Origin of the sequence: Alloalcanivorax marinus (assembly GCF_016906305.1) — a bacterium.
Lineage (GTDB): Bacteria > Pseudomonadota > Gammaproteobacteria > Pseudomonadales > Alcanivoracaceae > Alloalcanivorax > Alloalcanivorax marinus.
Genome location: NZ_JADDOL010000027.1, coordinates 14,932 through 33,887, shown reverse-complemented (window position 1 = coordinate 33,887; position 18,956 = coordinate 14,932). Strand labels below are relative to the sequence as shown.

16 protein-coding genes are annotated in these 18,956 nt (G+C 68.5%); 8 read left to right on the top strand and 8 right to left on the bottom strand.

What is annotated here, in order from left to right:
* Positions 1-193: 193 nt before the first annotated feature.
* Together IM760_RS16845 and IM760_RS16840 are read right to left on the bottom strand one after the other, a co-directional pair.
* Positions 194-1,420, bottom strand: coding sequence for a CaiB/BaiF CoA transferase family protein (locus tag IM760_RS16845; RefSeq protein ID WP_204431415.1), 1,227 nt, complete (start codon positions 1,418-1,420; stop codon positions 194-196).
* A gap of 18 nt (positions 1,421-1,438) precedes the next feature.
* On the bottom strand, positions 1,439-2,623 hold the full coding sequence (locus IM760_RS16840) for an acyl-CoA dehydrogenase (RefSeq protein ID WP_204431414.1): 1,185 nt from the start codon (positions 2,621-2,623) through the stop codon (positions 1,439-1,441).
* Between the two features lie 158 nt (positions 2,624-2,781).
* Here IM760_RS16840 and IM760_RS16835 point away from each other — a divergent pair, with 158 nt between their 5' ends.
* Positions 2,782-3,690 carry a LysR family transcriptional regulator gene (locus tag IM760_RS16835; RefSeq protein WP_204431413.1) on the top strand — a complete coding sequence of 303 codons (909 nt, stop codon included), beginning with the start codon at positions 2,782-2,784 and terminating at the stop codon, positions 3,688-3,690.
* Positions 3,691-3,755: 65 nt separating this feature from the next.
* Here IM760_RS16835 and IM760_RS16830 read toward each other — a convergent pair whose 3' ends face one another.
* A complete protein-coding gene (locus IM760_RS16830) occupies positions 3,756-4,352 on the bottom strand; it encodes an outer membrane beta-barrel protein (protein WP_204431412.1) in 597 nt (198 codons plus the stop codon).
* Between the two features lie 211 nt (positions 4,353-4,563).
* On the opposite strand from IM760_RS16830, the gene IM760_RS16825 reads away from it, so the two are divergent.
* The 5 genes from IM760_RS16825 to IM760_RS16805 all read left to right on the top strand — a co-directional run bounded on the left by IM760_RS16825 (position 4,564) and on the right by IM760_RS16805 (position 11,118).
* Positions 4,564-7,065, top strand: a complete 2,502-nt coding sequence (locus tag IM760_RS16825) for a heavy metal translocating P-type ATPase (RefSeq protein WP_204431411.1) — start codon at positions 4,564-4,566, stop codon at positions 7,063-7,065.
* Entirely contained in the window at positions 7,062-7,424 is a 363-nt protein-coding gene (locus tag IM760_RS16820; RefSeq protein ID WP_204431410.1) for a cupredoxin domain-containing protein, read from the top strand. Before IM760_RS16825 ends, IM760_RS16820 begins: the two co-directional genes overlap by 4 nt.
* 23 nt (positions 7,425-7,447) lie before the next feature.
* Positions 7,448-7,873, top strand: a complete 426-nt coding sequence (locus tag IM760_RS16815; RefSeq protein ID WP_239549944.1) for a DUF411 domain-containing protein — start codon at positions 7,448-7,450, stop codon at positions 7,871-7,873.
* Positions 7,874-8,118: 245 nt separating this feature from the next.
* Complete coding sequence (locus IM760_RS16810; protein ID WP_204431409.1) at positions 8,119-10,410, top strand: catecholate siderophore receptor Fiu; 2,292 nt, start codon at positions 8,119-8,121, stop codon at positions 10,408-10,410.
* Between the two features lie 12 nt (positions 10,411-10,422).
* The gene (locus IM760_RS16805) at positions 10,423-11,118 is read left to right on the top strand and encodes a Fe2+-dependent dioxygenase (protein WP_204431408.1); all 696 of its coding nucleotides are present in this window, start codon (positions 10,423-10,425) and stop codon (positions 11,116-11,118) included.
* A gap of 72 nt (positions 11,119-11,190) precedes the next feature.
* Here IM760_RS16805 and IM760_RS16800 read toward each other — a convergent pair whose 3' ends face one another.
* Positions 11,191-13,002, bottom strand: a complete 1,812-nt coding sequence (locus tag IM760_RS16800) for a hypothetical protein (protein WP_204431407.1) — start codon at positions 13,000-13,002, stop codon at positions 11,191-11,193.
* Between the two features lie 295 nt (positions 13,003-13,297).
* Between IM760_RS16800 and IM760_RS16795 the strand changes: the two genes are divergently transcribed.
* Positions 13,298-13,900, top strand: coding sequence for a LysE family translocator (locus tag IM760_RS16795; protein ID WP_204431406.1), 603 nt, complete (start codon positions 13,298-13,300; stop codon positions 13,898-13,900).
* Between the two features lie 122 nt (positions 13,901-14,022).
* Here the strand turns inward: IM760_RS16795 and IM760_RS16790 are convergent, their stop codons facing one another.
* Positions 14,023-15,252: a class I SAM-dependent rRNA methyltransferase gene (locus IM760_RS16790; RefSeq protein WP_476726670.1), complete on the bottom strand. Its 1,230-nt coding sequence runs from the start codon at positions 15,250-15,252 to the stop codon at positions 14,023-14,025.
* A 4-nt stretch (positions 15,253-15,256) separates the two neighbouring features.
* On the bottom strand, positions 15,257-15,475 hold the full coding sequence (locus IM760_RS16785; RefSeq protein ID WP_204431405.1) for a DUF1653 domain-containing protein: 219 nt from the start codon (positions 15,473-15,475) through the stop codon (positions 15,257-15,259).
* Positions 15,476-15,639: 164 nt separating this feature from the next.
* Here IM760_RS16785 and IM760_RS16780 point away from each other — a divergent pair, with 164 nt between their 5' ends.
* Positions 15,640-16,854, top strand: coding sequence for an MFS transporter (locus tag IM760_RS16780; protein ID WP_204431404.1), 1,215 nt, complete (start codon positions 15,640-15,642; stop codon positions 16,852-16,854).
* On the opposite strand, the gene alkA is transcribed toward IM760_RS16780, so the two are convergent.
* Together alkA and IM760_RS16770 are read right to left on the bottom strand one after the other, a co-directional pair.
* Entirely contained in the window at positions 16,818-18,293 is a 1,476-nt protein-coding gene (alkA, locus tag IM760_RS16775; RefSeq protein ID WP_204431403.1) for a DNA-3-methyladenine glycosylase 2, read from the bottom strand. The two genes, IM760_RS16780 and alkA, sit on opposite strands and share 37 nt — an antisense overlap.
* A gap of 100 nt (positions 18,294-18,393) precedes the next feature.
* Positions 18,394-18,945: a DedA family protein gene (locus tag IM760_RS16770; RefSeq protein ID WP_204431402.1), complete on the bottom strand. Its 552-nt coding sequence runs from the start codon at positions 18,943-18,945 to the stop codon at positions 18,394-18,396.
* Positions 18,946-18,956: the final 11 nt, after the last annotated feature.

Genomic DNA, 18,956 nt, shown 5'->3' with positions numbered 1-18,956 from the left:
GACGTACTCGCGGCGTTCCCGGAAGGCCCCCACACAGATCCGCGTCCCGGATAGAGATCTCCCGCATCGATTTCCCGGCAAAGCGCGATGAACCAAAAAAAAGGCCGCTCCGAGGGAACGGAGCGGCCAAGTCAAGGCAGATCTCTCTGTCAGCGCGGCGCGGCCCGAGATCGAAGGCCGCGCGGATTCTGCCTCAGGCGACCACGCCCTCGGCGAACAGGGTTTCCAGCCCCGCCTCATCGATGCCCAGCAAATCACCCAGCACTTCGCGGGTGTGCTCGCCGAGCAGCGGCGGCGGGCGCCGGTACTGGGCCGGCGTGGCGGACAGCCGCAGTGGGCTGGCCACGGTGGGCACGGTGCCGGCGGCCGGGTGCGCCATCTCGCGGCGCAGGCCACGGGCCTGGGCCTGGGGATCCTCGAACACCTGTTCCAGGGTGTTCACCGGCCCGCAGGGCACGCCCACCGCTTCCAGGGCATCGAGCCATTCCCGGGTGGTCTTCATCACCGTGGTCTGGCGCAGCAGCGGCACCAGCACCTCGCGATGCTCCACCCGCGAACGGTTGGTGGCGAAGCGCGGGTCCCCGGCCCATTCCGGGTGACCGGCCACCTCGCAGAAGCGGGCGAACTGGTCGTCGTTGCCCACGGTCAGGATCAGATCCCCGTCGGCGGTGGGAAAATCCTGGTACGGCACGATGTTCGGGTGCGCGTTGCCGGCGCGCTGGGGTGAGCGGCCGGTGGTCAGGAAATTCATCGCCTGGTTGGCCAGGCAGGCCACCTGCACGTCGAACAGCGCCATGTCCAGGTGCTGGCCTTCGCCGGTGCGATCCCGATGGGTCAGGGCCGCCAGCACCGCGATGGTGGCGTACAGGCCGGTGGTGATGTCGGTGAGCGCCACGCCCACTTTCATCGGCCCGGCGCCGGCCTCGCCGTCCGGGCGACCGGTCAGGCTCATCAGCCCGCCCAGCGCCTGGATCATGAAGTCGTAGCCGGCGCGGCTGGCGTAGGGGCCGTCCTGGCCGAAGCCGGTGATCGAGCAGTAGATCAGCTTCGGGTTCACCGCCTTCAGACTGTCGTAGTCCAGCCCGTAGCGCTTGAGCCCGCCGACCTTGAAGTTCTCCAGCACCACGTCGCATTCCGCCGCCAGCTTGCGCACCAGCGCCTGGCCTTCCGGGCGGGTGATGTCGATGGCCACGGATTCCTTGTTGCGGTTGGCGCTCAGGTAATAGGCGGCCTGGTCGGTGTCACCGCCGTCGCCATCCTTCAGGTAGGGCGGGCCCCAGCCACGGGTGTCGTCCCCGCGACCGGGCCGTTCCACCTTGATCACCCGGGCGCCCAGGTCGCCCAGGATCTGACCGGCCCAGGGGCCGGCCAGAACGCGGGACAGATCCAGCACGCGCAGGTGGGACAGTGCTCCGGACATCAGACTTCTCCGAAGCGCTTAGTTGGCGAACGCTTGCAGGCCGGTCTGGGCGCGGCCCAGGATCAGCGCGTGCACGTCGTGGGTGCCTTCGTAGGTGTTGACCACTTCCAGGTTCACCAGGTGGCGGGCCACGCCGAATTCATCGGAGATGCCGTTGCCGCCCATCATGTCGCGGGCCAGGCGCGCGATGTCCAGGGACTTGCCGCAGGAGTTGCGCTTCATGATGGAGGTGATCTCCACCGCCGCGGTGCCTTCGTCCTTCATGCGACCCAGGCGCAGGCAGCCCTGCAGGCCCAGGGTGATCTCGGTCTGCATGTCGGCCAGTTTCTTCTGGATCAGCTGGTTGGCGGCCAGCGGGCGGCCGAACTGCTTGCGGTCCAGGGTGTACTGGCGGGCGGTGTGCCAGCAGAACTCGGCGGCGCCCAGGGCGCCCCAGGCGATGCCGTAGCGGGCGGAGTTCAGGCAGGTGAACGGACCCTTCAGGCCGGTGACGTTGGGCAGCATGTTCTCTTCCGGCACGAACACGTTGTCCATCACGATCTCACCGGTGATGGAGGCGCGCAGGCCCACCTTGCCGTGGATGGCCGGCGCGGACAGACCTTCCCAGCCTTTCTCCAGGATGAAGCCGCGGATCTTGCCGTCCTCGGTTTTGCCCCAGACCACGAACACATCGGCGATCGGGCTGTTGGTGATCCACATCTTGGCGCCGGTCAGGCGGTAGCCGCCGTCCACTTTCTTGGCGCGGGTGGCCATGCTGCCGGGATCGGAGCCGTGGTCCGGCTCGGTCAGGCCGAAGCAGCCGATCCACTCGCCGCTGGCCAGCTTGGGCAGGTACTTCTGCTTCTGCTCTTCGGAACCGAATTCGTTGATCGGCACCATCACCAGGGAGGACTGCACGCTCATCATGGACCGGTAACCGGAATCCACGCGCTCCACCTCGCGGGCGATCAGGCCGTAGCACACGTAGTTCATGCCGGCACCGCCGTAGGCTTCCGGAATGGTGGCGCCGAGCAGGCCCAGCTCGCCCATCTCGCGGAAAATGGCCGGGTCGGTCTTCTCGTGGCGGAAGGCCTCCAGCACGCGGGGCGCCAGTTTGTCCTGGCAGTATTGGCGGGCGGAGTCCGCCACCATGCGTTCGTCTTCGGTGAGCTGCTGATCGAGCAGCAGGGGGCTTTCCCAGTTGAACGAAGCCTGATTCGCCATGATGTCCACCTATGCATTTGTTGATATAGGGCGCCGCGGCGAGGGCGGGACCCGTAAAGGGCGTCCATCCTATGGACCTGTTATCCCACTCCGCAAGCGATTAATATTCATCCCGTTGTGCGTTTTCCTCACTTCAAGGACCCACCCCCGGAGAGACCATGCGCCGCAAGATTCCCAGCACCACCGCCCTGGTGGGGTTCGAAGCCGCCGCCCGCCACCAGAGCTTCACCAAGGCCGCCGAGGAACTTTCCCTCACACAGAGCGCGATTTGCCGGCAGATCAACGGGCTCGAGGAATTCCTGGGCGTAAAGCTGTTTCGCCGTGGCCGCCAGGGCGTGCAGCTGACCCCCGCCGGCCAGCACTACAGTCGCCAGGTGAGCGCCCGCCTCAACGAACTGGAACGGGACACCCTGGCCGCCATGGGCAAACACGGCACGAATAACATTTTGGAACTGGCCCTGGTGCCCACCTTCGGCACCCGCTGGCTGCTGCCCCGGCTGGCCTCGTTCCGCGAGCAAAATCCGGACGTGACCGTGAACCTGACCAACCGAACCCGCCCGTTCCTGTTCGCCGACACCCGTTTCGACGCCGCCATCTACTTCGGCGACGGCCAGTGGCCGGGCACCACCGCCACGGCGCTGATGCACGAGGAGCCGGTGCCGGTGTGCCATCCGGACCTGGCCGGCGACGGCGCCCTGGACGGCGAGGCCATCGCCCGTCTGCCACTGCTGCAGCAAACCACGCGGCCTTATATGTGGCGGGCCTGGTTCGATTCCCTGGGCCTGAAGGTGGAGCGCGACATGGCCGGGCCCCGCTATGAGCTGTTCACCATGCTTGCCGAGGCGGCCATCCAGAAGCTGGGGGTGGCGCTGATTCCGCCGTTCCTGATCACCCGCGAGCTGGACAGCGGGCAGCTGGTGATTCCGTTCCGGCACAGCTTCCGCAGCACCGACGCCTATCAGTTCGTGGTGCCGGACAGCCAGCGCGGCAACGAAACCGTGGCGCGCTTCCAGGAGTGGCTGGTGGAAGAAGCCCGCCGTTTCCAGACCGCAGAAGCGGGGCGATGAACAAAAAAAAAGCCGGCGGGCCTGAGCCTCGCCGGCGGGGGAGGGATTCGGGTTCGCGTCGGTCGTCAGAAGTTGTAGCGACCGAACAGACCGATGTTGTCGGAATCGTCGGTGAAGCTCACCCGGGCGCCCACGTCCCAGGCCCGGTTCAGTTCCACCAGACCCTGGCCATAGACGCCGAAGTTGCCATCGTAGATGTCTTCGTAGATGGCACCACCGGACAGCTGCAGCATATCGGTGGTTTGATGACGCAGGCCGGCGCGCAGCGCGTAGCCCCATTCCTCATCGTTGAAATCGTTGTCGTCGCGGATCACGTCCGCGGTACCCACCAGATCCAGGCCGCGCTGCAGCGGGGTGTGGAAACCGGCGCCCACGTAGACACGGTTGCCGTCCACGTCGTCGCTGCCCGGGCTGTCGTAGTCGCCGTCGTAGAAGCTCAGGCCGCCACGCAGAAACAGATGCTCGTCCAGGGCGAAGGCGCCCTCGCCGGTCAGCACGTCCACGTCCGGGCCGTTGTCGTAATCCCAGCGGTCATAACCGAACTGACCGTAGGTGTAGGAGAAACCATTGTCCCGTACCGGGGTGGTGCTTTGCGCTTGGGCGCCCAGGCTGGCCAGGGTGCCGGCGGCAATCGCGGAAGCGATCAGGGTTTTCTTCAACATGTCCATGTCCTCGCTTAAGTTGGCGACTGTCGAACGAGGCTCATCTTCCATGGGGGCCGGGTGCCGCGCCAGTCACCAGATCGCGAAAGCACGGCGCTTTTATAAAAGTTTTCATTGTCACAGGCCCTTCACGAAGGGGCGCCCGGTTGACCTGGGGGTTACCCGGGGGTTGGATACTGACAGTCCGAGGCTTCTTGCATTGGAGACCACCATGAACAGTCAAACCCTTGCCATCCACGGCGCCACCTGCCAGCACTGCGTCAGGACCATCGAGAAGGCGCTGGGCGCCGTCGCCGGGGTACGCGAGGTACACGTGGATCTGCAGCAACAATCGGTCACCGTGGACGGCGACGCCGACCGGGGCGCCCTGCGCGCGGCCCTGGAAGACGCCGGTTACGCCGCCGAGGACGACGAACCGGACGCGCCACCGCCGCCCCCGGATTCACCGCCACCGCCGGCCGACCGCGACGACGACCAGGACCTGTCCCTGTCGGTGACCGGCGCCCACTGCGCCTCCTGCGTGCGCACCATCGAGGACGCCCTGCACGCCGTGCCCGGCGTGCGCCAGGCGAGCATGAACCTGGCCAACCACACCGCCCGGGTACGCGGCAGCGCGCGGCCGGACGATCTGGTGCGCGCGGTACAGAGCGCCGGCTACGACGCGGCGCCGGTGCGCGACCCGGCCCGCGCCGAGGAAGACCGCGAGGAACAGGAACGCCAGCTGTACCGCAAGCTGGTGCGCCAGACCAGCGTGGCCCTGGCGGTGGGCCTGCCGATCATGCTGTGGGGCTGGTTCGGCGGCACCATGACCGTGGAAGCCGGCACCGCCAGCCAGTGGGGCTGGGGCGCGGTGTCGGTGGTCACCTTTTTGATGCTGGCGTTTCCGGGGCGGCATTTCTTCGTCGGCGCCTGGAAGGCGTTCCGTCACCATAACGCCAATATGGACACCCTGATCGCGGTGGGCACCGGCGCCGCCTGGGGCTACTCCACGCTGGTGGTGATCGCCCCCGGCCTGCTGCCGGAGATGGCCCGCCACGTCTACTTCGAGGCCAGCCCGATGATCATCGGGCTGGTGAACCTGGGCCTGGCCCTGGAGCTGCGCGCCCGGGGCAAGACCGGCGCCGCCGTGAAGCGGCTGCTCAACCTGGGCGCCAAGACCGCCCGCCGCCTGGACGACGACGGCGAGCACGACGTGCCGGTGGAGGACATCCAGGTGGACGACCGCCTGCGCGTGCGCCCCGGCGAGACCATCGCCGTGGACGGCGAGGTGCTGGAAGGCGACAGCGAGGTGGACGAATCCATGCTCACCGGCGAGCCCTGGCCGGTGGCGAAAGCCGAAGGCGACACGGTGGCCGCCGGCACCCTGAACGGCAGCGGCACCCTGGTGTACCGCGCCACCCGGGTGGGCGCCGACACCGCCCTGGCGCGGATCATCGATCTGGTCAAGAAAGCCCAGGGCGCCAAGCCGCCCATCGGCCGGCTGGCGGACACCGTGGCCGGCGTGTTCGTGCCCACCATTCTGCTGATCGCCGTGGCCACCGCGCTGATCTGGTACAACGTCGGCCCGCAACCGGTGGCCGCCTACATGGTGGTGGCCTCGGTGACCGTGCTGATCATCGCCTGCCCCTGCGCCCTGGGCCTGGCCACGCCCATGTCGGTGATGGTGGCGGTGGGCAAGGCGGCGGAGTCCGGCATCCTGATCCGCCAGGACGCCGCCCTGCAGACCGCCGCCGAGCTGGACACCGTGGTGCTCGACAAGACCGGCACCATCACCGAGGGCCGGCCCTCGGTGACCCGGGTGATCGCCGCCGAGGGCCAGGATGAGGACACCGTGCTGCGCCTGGCGGCCAGCCTGGAGGCCGGCTCCGAGCACCCGCTGGCGCGGGCGATCCTGGACGCCGCCGGGGAACGCGGCCTGAAGACGGCGCCGGTGAGCGACTTCCGCGCCCTCAATGGCAAGGGCGTGAGCGCCCGCCAGGACGGCGCGCTGCTGCGCCTGGGCAACCGCCGCTGGCTGGACGAGGAAGGCGTGGCCCCGGGCCTGAAGGAGGCCGCCCGACGGCTCAGCGAAGAGGCCGCCACGCCCCTGTTTCTGACCCGAGACGACACCGTCATCGGCGTGCTGGGCGTGGCCGACCGCATCAAGGCGGACGCCGCCGAGGCCATCGCCCGGCTGCGCGACCGGGACATTCAGGTGGTGATGATCACCGGCGACATCCAGGCCACCGCCGACGCCATCGCCCGCCAGGCCCGCGTCGACCGGGTACTGGCCGAAGTGTTGCCCGAGGACAAGGCCCGCGAGGTGGAGAAGCTGCAGCATCAGGGGCGCAAGGTGGCCATGGTCGGCGACGGCATCAACGACGCCCCGGCCCTGGCCCAGGCGGACGTGGGCTTCGCCATCGGCACCGGCACCGACGTGGCCATCGAGTCCGCGTCCATCACGCTGATGAGCGGCTCCCTGCACGGCGTGGCGGACGCCATGGCGATCTCCCGGGCGACGCTGCGCAATATCAAACAGAACCTGTTCGGCGCCTTCGTTTACAACAGCCTGGGCGTACCGGTGGCCGCCGGCCTGCTCTACCCCTTCACCGGCTGGCTGCTCAGCCCGGTGATCGCCGGCGCCGCCATGTCGCTGAGTTCGGTGACCGTGGTCAGCAACGCCAACCGGCTGCGCTTGTTCAAACCCCGTGGCCGGAAGGGAGGTCGCTCATGAGTATTCTCGTCAATGCCACCGGGCTGGCGCTGATGGCCCTGATCGTGTGGTGGTTCTGGCTGTCGGCCAAGGGCCGCCCGGCGAAACGGGCCAGCGGCGGCGCCATCGACATCGTGGTGGAGGACGGCGTCTACGAGCCCTCGGTCATCGAAGCCGAGGCCGGCGAGACGCTCACGCTGCGCTTCGACCGGCGCGACCCGAGCCCCTGCGCCGAGCAGGTGATCTTCCACAAGCTGGACGTCAGCGAGACCCTGCCGGTGGGCGAGAAAACCCCCGTCACCCTGACGCCCAAAACTCCGGGCACCTACCGGTTCACCTGCCAGATGCAGATGTACCAGGGCACTCTGATTGTTCACTAGAAAAGAGAAAAAAGGAGATTCTCATGACCCGTTTGATGATCGCCGCCGGCCTGTTTCTGACCAGCACCCTGGCCGCCGCCGGCACTCTGGAAATGTACAAATCGCCGAGCTGCGGCTGCTGCACGGCCTGGGCCGAGCACATGCGCGACAACGGCTTCGAAGTGAAGGTGCACGAGACCCAGAACCTGCAATCCATCAAGGAAAAAGCCGGCCTGAAACCGGGCATGGGCTCCTGCCACACCGCCTTTATCGACGGCTACGCCATCGAGGGCCACGTGCCCGCCGAGGACGTGAAGCGGCTGCTGGAAGAGCGCCCGGACGCCCACGGCCTCACCGTGCCGGGCATGCCGGTGGGCTCCCCCGGCATGGAAATGGGCGACCGCCGCGACGCCTATGACGTGCTGCTCTACGGCGACGACGGCGTGCGGGTGTTCGCCACCCACCCCTGATCCGCCCCGAACGCCGTGCGCCGGCGGCCCTGCCGCCGGTGCCTTCGGCGCTCCAGCCGATTAATGCGGTTGAAACTCATTCTTATTGCCAATAGCATCTTCGACGATCCGATCCGCTGGGGATCGGGGGACAGGTTCGCTGACCCATCGCCAGCCAACGCCAGCTCCGTTCATGCCGACCTGAATCACGCCGCCCTTGCGCTTGCCGCGGCGTCTCCATCCGTTATGAATGAGAACTGGATTTCATGGCTTATATCACCCGTCGCAAACATCCGGTGGCGCGCCGCCCCGTTTCCCAAAGCCTGTCCCTGGGCAGCGCCGTCCTGACCGGCCTGATGGCCTCCACCGCCGGCGCCGCCGGCCTGCCGGACGATACCCCGGCCGCCTACCGGCTCGACGAGGTGTCGGTGCAATCACCGCACACCGGGAACTACAAAAGCGACCGGCTGACCACCCCCAAATTCACCCAACCGATCTCGGAAACCCCGCGCACCATTCAAGTGATCAACAAGCAGCTGATGCACGACCAGCAGGCCACCACCCTCACCGAGGCCCTGCGCAACAGCCCCGGGGTGGGCACCTTCTACGCTGGCGAGAACGGCGCCAGCACCACCGGCGATTCGGTGTACATGCGCGGTTTCGACAGCTCCGGTTCGATTTTCGTGGACGGCGTCCGTGACCTGGGGTCGATCTCCCGGGACGTGTTCAACACCGAGCAGGTGGAAGTCATCAAGGGGCCGGCCGGCGCCGACTATGGCCGCACCGCGCCCACCGGCTCCATCAATCTGGCCACCAAACAGGCGTTTCAGGGCGACCTCAGCGCCGCGTCCCTGACCGGCGGCAGCGACGGCCAGAAACGCACCACCCTGGACCTGAACCGCCGGCTGACCGACAGCCTGGCGGGGCGCCTGAACCTGATGGCCCAGGACAGCGACGTGGCCGGCCGCGACACGGTCAACAACAGCCGCTGGGGCATCGCCCCGGCCCTCACACTGGACCTCAACGAGCGCGCCCGGCTGGCGTTCAATTTTCTCCACATTACCCAGAACAACATACCCGACGGCGGCGTCTCCACCGTGGGCCTGCCCGGCTACACCACCCCGGACCCGGCGTTCCCGCAGATCAGCGAGGCGCCCAAGGTGGACAGCGAAAACTTCTACGGCGCCGAGTCCGACCACGATGACGCCGAGGTGAAAATGGCCACGGTGCTGTTCGAATACGAATTGACCGACCGGACCCGCCTGCACAACACCCTGCGCTGGGGCCGTACCCGACAGGATTACCGCCTGACCGCCATCATGGGGGTCAACGCCAACGGCTCCACCGACCCGGCGGACTGGACGGTGCGACGTCTGCCCAACCTCAAGGATCAGACCAACACCATCCTCACCAACCAGACCGGCCTGGTCACCGAGCTCGACACCGGCTCGGTGTCGCATACCCTGTCCTATGGCGTGGAGGTCACCCGCGAGGAAATCGAGACCCGCGGCCTGAGCCGGCCCACCGTGCCCGACGCCTCGCTCTACGACCCGAACGACAACCTCTACTACGGCGCCAGCAAGGACGGCAGCCGTGGCGAAGGCACCACCGACACGGTGGCCGGCTATCTGTTCGACACCCTGACCTTCGGCGAACACTGGCAGCTCAACGGTGGCGTGCGCCTGGACCGCTATCGCGCCGACTACGAAAGCACCACCGCCTGTACCGGCGGCGGCCGCGACCCGGCGGCCTGCGCCGGCCAGGCGGTGGGCACCGTGGTGCCGTCGGTGGACACGGACAGCAGCGACACCCTGTTCAATTGGAAGGCCGGGGTGCTGCACAAGACCACGCCCTGGCTCAATCTGTACGCCGACTACGCGGTGTCCCACCAGCCCCCCGGCGGCGAGAACCTGCAGCTCAGCGACAGCGAGCGCAGCGCCGACAACGCCAATTACGATCCGCAGAAGGCGCGTACCGCCGAAGTGGGCGCCAAGTGGAAGCTGGCCCATAACCAGCTGCTGCTGACCACCGCCCTGTACCGCACCGAGGTCAGCGATCTGGTGGAGCAGGACCCCACCGACGGCAATTACTACCAGACCGGGGAAAAGCGCGTGCAGGGGGTGGAGGTGTCGGTGGTCGGCAACATCACGCCCAACTGGAACCTGAGCGCCGGCTACACCACCATGAACGCCACCGTGGAGGAAGGCGCGGCCCAGTCCCAGGACGGCGGCAGCCGCCTGACCTACACACCGGAGCACGCCTTTACCAGCTGGACCACCTACCGGCTGCCGTTCGACCTCACCGTGGGCGCCGGCGCGCGCTACACCGGCGGCCTGAAACGCGGCCGCGACGGCGCCGTGGGCACGCCGGACCACACCGAAGGCTACTGGGTGGCCGACGCCATGGCGCGCTACCCGCTCAACCGCAATGTGGACCTGCAGCTCAATGTCTATAACCTGTTCGACGAGGAGTACGTGGCCGCCATCAACAAGAGCGGCTATCGCTACACGCCGGGTACGCCGCGCACCGCGCTGCTGTCCGTGAACATCCACTATTGATGCCGTCCGACCATGCTGCTGCACGTGCCCGAAGTCCTCGACGCCAAGGAAGTCCAAGCGATACGCCAGGCCCTGGAAACCAGCGTTCAGTGGGTGGACGGGCGGGAAACGGTGGGCGCCCAGGGCGCCGCCGTGAAACACAACCAGCAGCTGGCGGAGGCGTCTCCGCTGCGGCGGCGGCTGGCGGAGCAGGTCCAGGCGGCGCTGGCGCGCCACCCGGTGTTCTTCGCCGCCGCCCTGCCGGTGGAAATTCTGACGCCCCGCTTCAACCGCTATCAGGGCGGCGGCACCTACGGCATGCACGTGGACGGGGCCGTGATGCGGCTGCCCGATCAGACCGGTTTCCCGGGCAGGCAGCTGCGCACCGACCTGTCCTGCACCCTGTTTCTGTGTGAGCCGGAGGAGTACGACGGCGGCGAATTGATCGTCGCCGACACCTACGGCGAGCACGAGGTCAAACTGCCCGCCGGGGACCTGATCCTGTATCCGGCCTCCAGCCTGCATCAGGTGCAGCCGGTCACCCGGGGCGCCCGGCTGGCGTCATTTTTCTGGGTGCAAAGCATGATCCGCGACGACGCCCGGCGCACCCTGTTGTTCGACATGGACACCGCCATCACCCGCCTCAAGCAAACCGGCGGCGATGAAGCGGCGGTGCTGCGACTCACCGGCGTCTACCACAACCTTCTGCGTCAATGGGCGGAAACCTGAAACCGACGCCTCCACGACGCAAAAAAGGGCCTCCGAGGAGGCCCTTCTTTTTGGGCGAGGCAAACGCCCCGGTCAGTCGGTGGTGCGGCTGAGCAGGTACTCCACCAGGGCGTCGCGACCGGCCTGGTCGTCGCCGCCGTCCAGGTTACGCGGGAAGTAGAACGGGTGCGGTGAGTCCGCGCCGCGGGCCGGGTTGAGCAGCGCCTCCAGGCCCACCGCCGGGCTGTCGCCACCCACCGAACCGTCGTGCAGGTAGTTCAGCTTGGTGTTCAGACCCAGCAGCAGCGGCTTGGCCTCGCCACGCACCTCGCCGCGCACGCTGGCATCCAGCACCACCACCGAATCATCGTAGGACGGTGCCGGGCCGGCGGTGCTGTTCTGGATCGGCGTCAGGCCGGCCCCGGAGCGGTCGAGAATCACCGGCGGCATGCCGTAGCCCGGATACAGGGTGGCGATGGGAATGATCACCTCCTTCACCGGCTGGTTCGGGTTGGCGGTATGACAGCCGGCGCAACCGGCGCCGCCGTCGGCGCGGGCGCTGGTGAACAGGGTCTCGCCCTGGCTGACCAGGTTCGCGTCCAGACCGCCCGGCGCCGGCGGCGCCGCCAGCCGGTCGGTGTAGGCGGCCAGGTCCGCCAGGCGGGCATCGCTGACCCGGCGGCCCACCGGACCGGCGGCGCTGCCCGGCGCCAGATCGGTCCGCGCCACGTCCACATAGGGCAGCACGTCGGCCACCGCCATGCCGTCGGGAATCACGCCGGTGTCGCGCAGTACCGCCTCGTAGCGGTCGGCGATCTCGTCGCCCACCGGGCCGGCCAGCACGTTCAGGAAGGCGCGCCCGTCCGCCGTGAGCAGACTGGTGGGATCCAGCGCCACGGTATAGACCAGATTGTTGAAGTCATTCAGTTCGGCGAAGGCGCCGCTGTGACCCCAGGGTGCCGCCAGGTCGGTGCGGAAGAACGGCGGGAAGTAGGTGGCGTTGCCAATGCCGTCCGGGGTGGCGTCGAAGGAGGTGGTGCCGTAGTAGCGCTTCTCTTCCCCGCCGTCCTCGAAGGTGCCGGTCAGATAGGTGCGCGCGGCGGCGGTGGCGTCCGCCACGGTGCCGCCGGAGGCGATGCCGGTGAAGTCCCCCTTGCCGATGGTGGCGCCTTCCAGGGCGTCGAACTGCAACTGCAGCAGCGGCAGATAGGCCAGCGGGTTGTCGGCGGCGGCGAAGATCGCCCCCACGTCCAGGCCGCCGGCGATCACGCCGTCGGTTTCCGCGCCCACGGAACCGGGCCCCACGGTGCCGGCGGGCACCACGCTGCCGTCGGTCTTGGCGTGACAGAGCGCGCAGGTGACACCGACTTTATCGCCGCCGGCGATGTCCAGGGCGTCCATGCCGTCATAGGCGGCGTCGCTGCCCAGGGGTTTGCGGTCGCCGTTTTCGTCGAACGGCACCACGCCGATCACCGCGCCTTCATTGATCAACAGCAGCGTCACCGCCGGGTCGCCCAGGGCGGTGTCCTCCGGCGCGGCGCCGTTTTCCACCTCATCCAGCGCCGTAAGCAGCGCCTGGGCGGTGCCTGCGCTGAGCGCCCCTACATTGACGTTGAGACCCAGGCCCAGGGCCTGCAGAGGCGTGACCTGGGCGCCGGCGATGCCCTGGGGCAATTGCATGGCGTCGGTCCAGAAGCGTTGGTTGCCGAAGGTTTCGTAGCGGAATACCTGGCGGCCCTGCTCGGCGCTGGGACCGCGCACCACCGGATCGTCATCGTCGTCGTCACCGCCGCAGCCGCCCAGCAGGGCGATGGCCGCGAGGGCGCTGAGCAACAGGGCAAGACGCACCGGCGACCATAAAGGCGCGGCGCGGGACTGGGCTGGCCGGAGCGGCTGGCTGTTCATCGTTGTTCTCCTTGTGCGTATCGGGAGGTCGTTCCACGAGGACCTGCGCCGACGCTGCGCGCGCTCCGGTGAGGGTCGGGTCAAGGCCGGCGTGAACGTCGTCAAGCCCGCGTGAGCCCCGGCGTGAAGGAGCTGGAAGGCGGCTTTATAACCCGAACCGATTCAGCGGCTTAGCCGGATCGGAATTTTTGGTGTTTTTATGTAAGCGTTTCGTTCGGCCAGTGCTTCACCGGGTAAGCATTGACGGCGAACGGCGGCTGGCGTGCAATGCCCGCTTCGCGCGGGGAGAGGACGGATGCTGACGATCGAGGAATGGTTACTGCTGGCCGGGGTGTGCGCCCTGGGTGCGATGACGCCGGGGGCCAGCCTGGCCATGGTGCTGCATCACACCCTGCACGGCTCGGCCCGGGCCGGGGTGCGCACCGCCCTGGCCCACGCCCTGGGCATCGGCGTGTACGCCGCCGCCACCGTGGCCGGGCTGGCGGTGGTGCTGCACCGCTTTCCGTCCCTGGAAACCGGCATCCGCCTGGCCGGCTCCCTGTTCCTGCTGTGGCTGGCCTGGAAAAGCTGGCGCCAGGCCGGGGCGGCGGCGGACCACGGACCGGCAAGAAAGGGCGCGCGGCCGGCCCGGGACGGCTTCCTGATCGCGTTCCTGAATCCCAAGGTGGCGCTGTTTTTCCTGGCCCTGTTCAGCCAGTTCATCGACGCCGGCATGGGCACCGTGGCCCGGGTGCAGGTGGCCGCCACGGCGGTGATGATTGATGGGGGCTGGTACAGCCTGGTGGCGCTGACCCTGGCGCGGGGGCCGGTGCTGGCCGCCTTGCGCCGACACCAAGGTCGCGTGGAGCGGGCCACCGCCATCGTGCTGGCGGTGATCGCGGTCATCGTCTGGGTATAAAAGGGCTAGTTAAAAGTTAAAAGTTAAAAGTTGAAAGGACGCGCGGGCACGGCCTTGGCGTCTGATGCGACCTTCCCCGCGTTTTAACTTTCAACTTTTCACTTTCAACTGGCCGTCAGGCCTTAAAACCGGAACAGCAGCCGCCCGAACCAGCTCTTCAGATAGGCGGTTTCCGGCATCGCCGGTTGCACCGGATGGTCCGGGCCCTGGCCTTCCTGGCCGATGATCTGCAGGGCGCGGTCGATGTGCCGCGCGGAGGCGCGCATCACGTCCAGCAGCTTGTCGGCGGGCAGGTGCATGGAGCAGGACGCGGAGATCAGATAGCCGCCGGGTTTCACCAGCCGCACCGCCAGTTCGTTGATGGCGTGGTAGCCGGCCAGGCCGTTCTTGAAATCCTTGCGCCGCTTGATGAACGCCGGCGGATCCAGGATCACCAGATCAAACTTCTCGCCGTCGGCGATCAGCTCCTTCATGGCCGCCACCGCGTCGCCCTCCAGCGTGCGCAGCCGGTCGCCCACGCCGTTCAGTTCCGCGTTGCGGTGCATGTAATCCAGCGCCAGGCCGGAGCTGTCCACTCCGGTCACTTCGCGGGCACCGGCCAGCGCCGCCTGCACGCCCCAGCCACCGCAGTAGGCGAACACATCCAGCACCCGGGCGTCCCGGGCCAGCGGCGCCATGCGCGCGCGGGCGGCGCGATGATCGAAGAACCAGCCGGTCTTCTGCCCTTCGCGCAGCGGCGCGGTGAAGCGGCCGCCGTTCTCGCTCAGCGTCACCGACTCGGGCACGTCGCCTTTCAGCGCCCGGGTGTAAAGCGGCAGGTCTTCCAGCTCGCGGACGCCGGCTTCGTTGCGCACCACGATGTTGGTGGGCGACAGCACCGCGTCCAGGGCCGAGACCACCGTGTCCAGGTGCGCTTCCATGCCGGCGGTGCCGGCCTGCAGCACCAGGGTGTCGTCGTAGCGGTCCACCACCAGCCCGGGCAGGCCGTCGGCCTCGCCGTGCACCAGCCGGTAGCCCGGCGCCGGGAACAGGGTTTCGCGCAACGCCAGGGCCTGTTCGATGCGCTTCTTGAAGAAGCTGCGGCTGGGTTCCTGTTCCGGGTCGCGGCTGTAAAGACGGCCGACGATCAGCGAGTTCGGGCTCAGCAGCGCCCGTCCCAGGGGCTTGCCGCGGGCGTCCTCGACCCGGGCGGCGGCGCCCGCGGGCAGGCTTTTCACCGGGGTTTCGCCGGTGTCCACCTCATTGGCATAGATCCAATCGTGGCCGGCTTTCAGGCGGCGCTCTTCGTTCTTTCGCAGGCGCAGGACGGGGGTGGACTCGGACATGGTGGTGGGCTCACGCAAAACGGGCATTTTATCAATCGTCGGCGACAAAGGCGAAACGCGGGCGCTCCTGGCCATCGCGCAGCACGGTTTCCTGGAACATGGCCAGCGGCCGCACCCACAGGTCGCCGTCGCCGTACAGGGGCCGGTAGACCACCAGGGCCTCACCGGTTTCCGAATGGGTGGCGGTGCCCAGCACCTGGTATTCGTTGCCCTTGAAATGCCGGTAGCGGCCGGGGCGCGGGCTGTCCATGGGGTTCTCCAGAGGCTGACGGTCAGAGGGCGCCCAGCATACCAGCCGACACCGGCCGGCGGGGCGGGAAAGTCTGGAATCTTTCCACATACCTGTGGGTATGCCCGTCGCCAGCGCCGGAGTACACTCCGGGGTCTCATAACAAAAAATCAGGGCACGTCCGCATGCGCTTCCTCGACCGTCGTCCGCCGTTTTTTCTGATGGTGTCCACCGGCGCCGCCTGCATCGTGGTGCTGCTGGTGTTCGCCCGGCTCAGCTACGGGCTGGTGCTGCCGGCCATGCGCGAAGGGCTGCAGCTGAGCTACGGCCAGGCGGCCAACCTGAGCACCGCCAATGCCCTGGGCTACCTGTTGCTGGTGATGGTGGCCGGGGTGTTCGCCGCCCGGTTCGGCGGCAAGACCTCGGTATTGCTGGGGCTGGTGCTGGTGATCGCCGGCTTTCTCGGGCTGAGTCAGACCACCCGTTACGGAATGGCGCTGGTGCTGATGGTGCTGCTCGGCATGGGCACCGCCTTTGGCTATACGCCGCTGATCTCGCTGCTCGCCAACACCTACCCGCACCGGCGCGGCGCGGTGATCGGTTTCGTCAACAGCGGCGTGGGCATCGGCATGCTGCTGATCGGCGCCCTGGCGCCACCGCTCACCGAGGCCGGCGGCGACGGCTGGCGCCAGGTGTGGCTGCTGTTCGCCGGCGGCGGTGTGCTGGTGACCGTGCTGGTGACCCTGTTTCTGCGCAACCCGCCGCGACCGCTGGCGGCGGACACCGCCGCCGCCCTGGGCGAGCCGGACGCACCGATCTTCCGCAACCCCCATGTGGTGATCGTGGGGCTGGTGTACGGCGTGCTCGGGCTCACCTTTATCGTGCAAAGCACCTTTATGTACAGCTACGCCCTGGCCGCGGATACACCGGCGCGCACCGCCGGCCATCTGGTCTCCGCCATGGGCATGCTGTCGGTGTTCGCCGGCCCGGCCTGGGGCTGGCTGTCCGACCGGCTCGGTTACGCCAACGGCCTGATGCTGTCCATGGGACTGTCGCTGCTGGCCACCCTGATTCCGGTGCTGCATCCGGCCACCTGGGCGTTCGGCGCCCATTTTCTGCTGATGGGGCTGTGCGCGGCGGGCATGTTCTCCACCGTGCTGGCGGCGTCCACCGAGACGGTGCCGGCGCATCGGGCGCCGGTGGCGGTGAGCTTCGTGACGTTGTTCTACGCGGTGGGGCAGCTACTGGGGCCGGCCCTGGCCGGGCCGCTGATCGAATGGCGCGACGGCTTCCGGCTGGTGTTCGCACTGAGCTGCGTGGCCATGGTGATCGGCGTGCTGCTGAGCGCCTACAGTCGTCGTCATCAGCGGGCGCCGTCGCCGCTGCCCTGCGCGGACTGAGCCGCCGCGCCCTCCGTCGCCAGATTTCGCCACAGCGCCATCACCGCGTAGGCCCGCCAGGGCCGCCATACCTCGGCGTGGCGCCGCGCCCGGGCCGGCGACCGTTCACCGAGCGCCTTGAGCACGCCGTAGTCGGCGGCGGGAAAGGCGTCCGGCCAGGACAGGGCGCGCAGGGCCAGGTAGTGCGCGGTCCAGTCGCCGATGCCGGGCAGTGCCTTCAGCGCCGCCAGGGTCTCCTCCACCGGCGCCCCCGGCGCCAGCACCAGTTCGCCGCGGTCACAGGCCGAGGCCAGCGCCCGGATCGCGCCCACGCGGCCGCGCAGGATGCCCAGCCCGCCCAGGGTGTCCGGGGCGGTGGCGGCCACCGTGGCGGCGTCCGGGAAGGTATGGGTGAGCGCCGCGAACGGCGTTTCCAGGGGTTCGCCCAGGGCCGCCGCCACCCGGCCGGCCAGGGTCTGGGCGGCGCGCACCGTGATCTGCTGGCCCAGCACCGCGCGCACCGCCGCCTCGAACCCGTCGAAGGCCCCCGGCACCCGCAGGCCCGGGTGGGCCGCCATTAACGGCCCCAGGGCGGCGGCCACCTCGGACGGCTGGCAATCCAGATCGAACAGATGCCGCAGCCGCGCCAGTACCTCCGGCACCGCCCCGGCCAGGGACGCGGACAGCGTCACCGCCAACTGGTCGCGGCCTTTCACCGGCGCCACCGTCAGCCAGCCCCGAACGCCGTGATCGCCCCGCCGCAGCGCCACGGTGCGCCGATAGACGCCCTCCTCCACGCTTTCCACGCCGGCGATGGCCCGCTGGCCGAGAAAATCCCGCAGCGCCGGCCAGTCGTAGGGCGGGCGATAGGCCAGCCGCAGGGTGAAACTGTCCGTGTCGCCGCGCCCGCCGGGGCGGCGCAGGCTGGAGGGCTTGAGCCGGTAACGCTGGCGGAACAGGGCATTGAACCGGCGCAGGCTGCCAAACCCGGCCGCCAGTGCCACCTCGGTGACCGGCAGACCGGTCTCGGTGAGGAGCCGCTTGGCCAGCAACAGGCGCTGGGTCTGGGCATAGGCCACCGGCGTGACCCCGTACTCCAGCCGGAACACGCGACGCAGGTGCCGGTCGCTGACCCCCAGGGCGGCGGCCAGGCCGGCCAAGTCCTGGTCCGCCAGCCCGGCTTCCAGGCGGGCGGCGGCGGCCCGCGCCAGCCGCTGGCGGGCGTCCACGCTGGCCCGCCCGGGCGCCAATTCCGGGCGGCAGCGCAGGCAGGGCCGGAAGCCTTGCGCCTCGGCGGCGGCGGCGCTGGGAAAGAAAACGCAATGGGCGCGGCGCGGCAGACGCGCCGGGCACACCGGTCGGCAATACACGCCGGTGGTGGAGACCGCCACATAGAAATGGCCGTCGAAGCGGGGATCCCGGGCGCTCAGGGCGCGGTAGCGGACATCGTCGTCGAACATGGGGGTAGGATACGCCCGGACGGGGCCGGACACTCGCCGTTTTCGGACCCGGCTTAGGGCCTGTTCACACTACTTGCATCACGCCTGCTGGGTGTCATTTTCAGGGACGCTGACGCCAGCGACGCCACAGCCAGAACAGCGCCGCCAGCACCAGCAATGCCGACAGCACCAACAGTTCGTAGCGTTTCACTTCGCCGAGGATGGCTTCCAGAAGGTTGCCGAAATGGAAGGCGGCGAGGCCCAGCACCGAGGCCCAGATCGCCGCGCCCAGCCCGTTGAACAGCAGAAAGCGGCGCGGCGGGTAGCCGGACACGCCGATCGCCAGCGGCATCACCGTGCGCAGTCCATAGACGAAGCGAAAACCCAGCACCCACAAATCCGGGTGCCGGCGCAGACGCACCAGCGCCTTTTCGCCGAGCTGCTCCCAGCGCGGTTTGCGCGCCAGCAGCCCGCGCCCGTAGCGGCGCCCCAGGGTGTACCAGAGCTGGTCACCGGCCCAGGCCCCCAGGAACGCCACCAGCACCACCAGCTCCAGGCGCAGATAGCCCTGGAAAGCCAGAAAGCCGGCCAGCACCAGCACCGCCTCGCCCTCGAAGAAGGTGCCGAGAAACAAGGCGAGGTAACCGAAATGTTCGAGAAAGTCCTGCAGCATGGCCGGCCCCG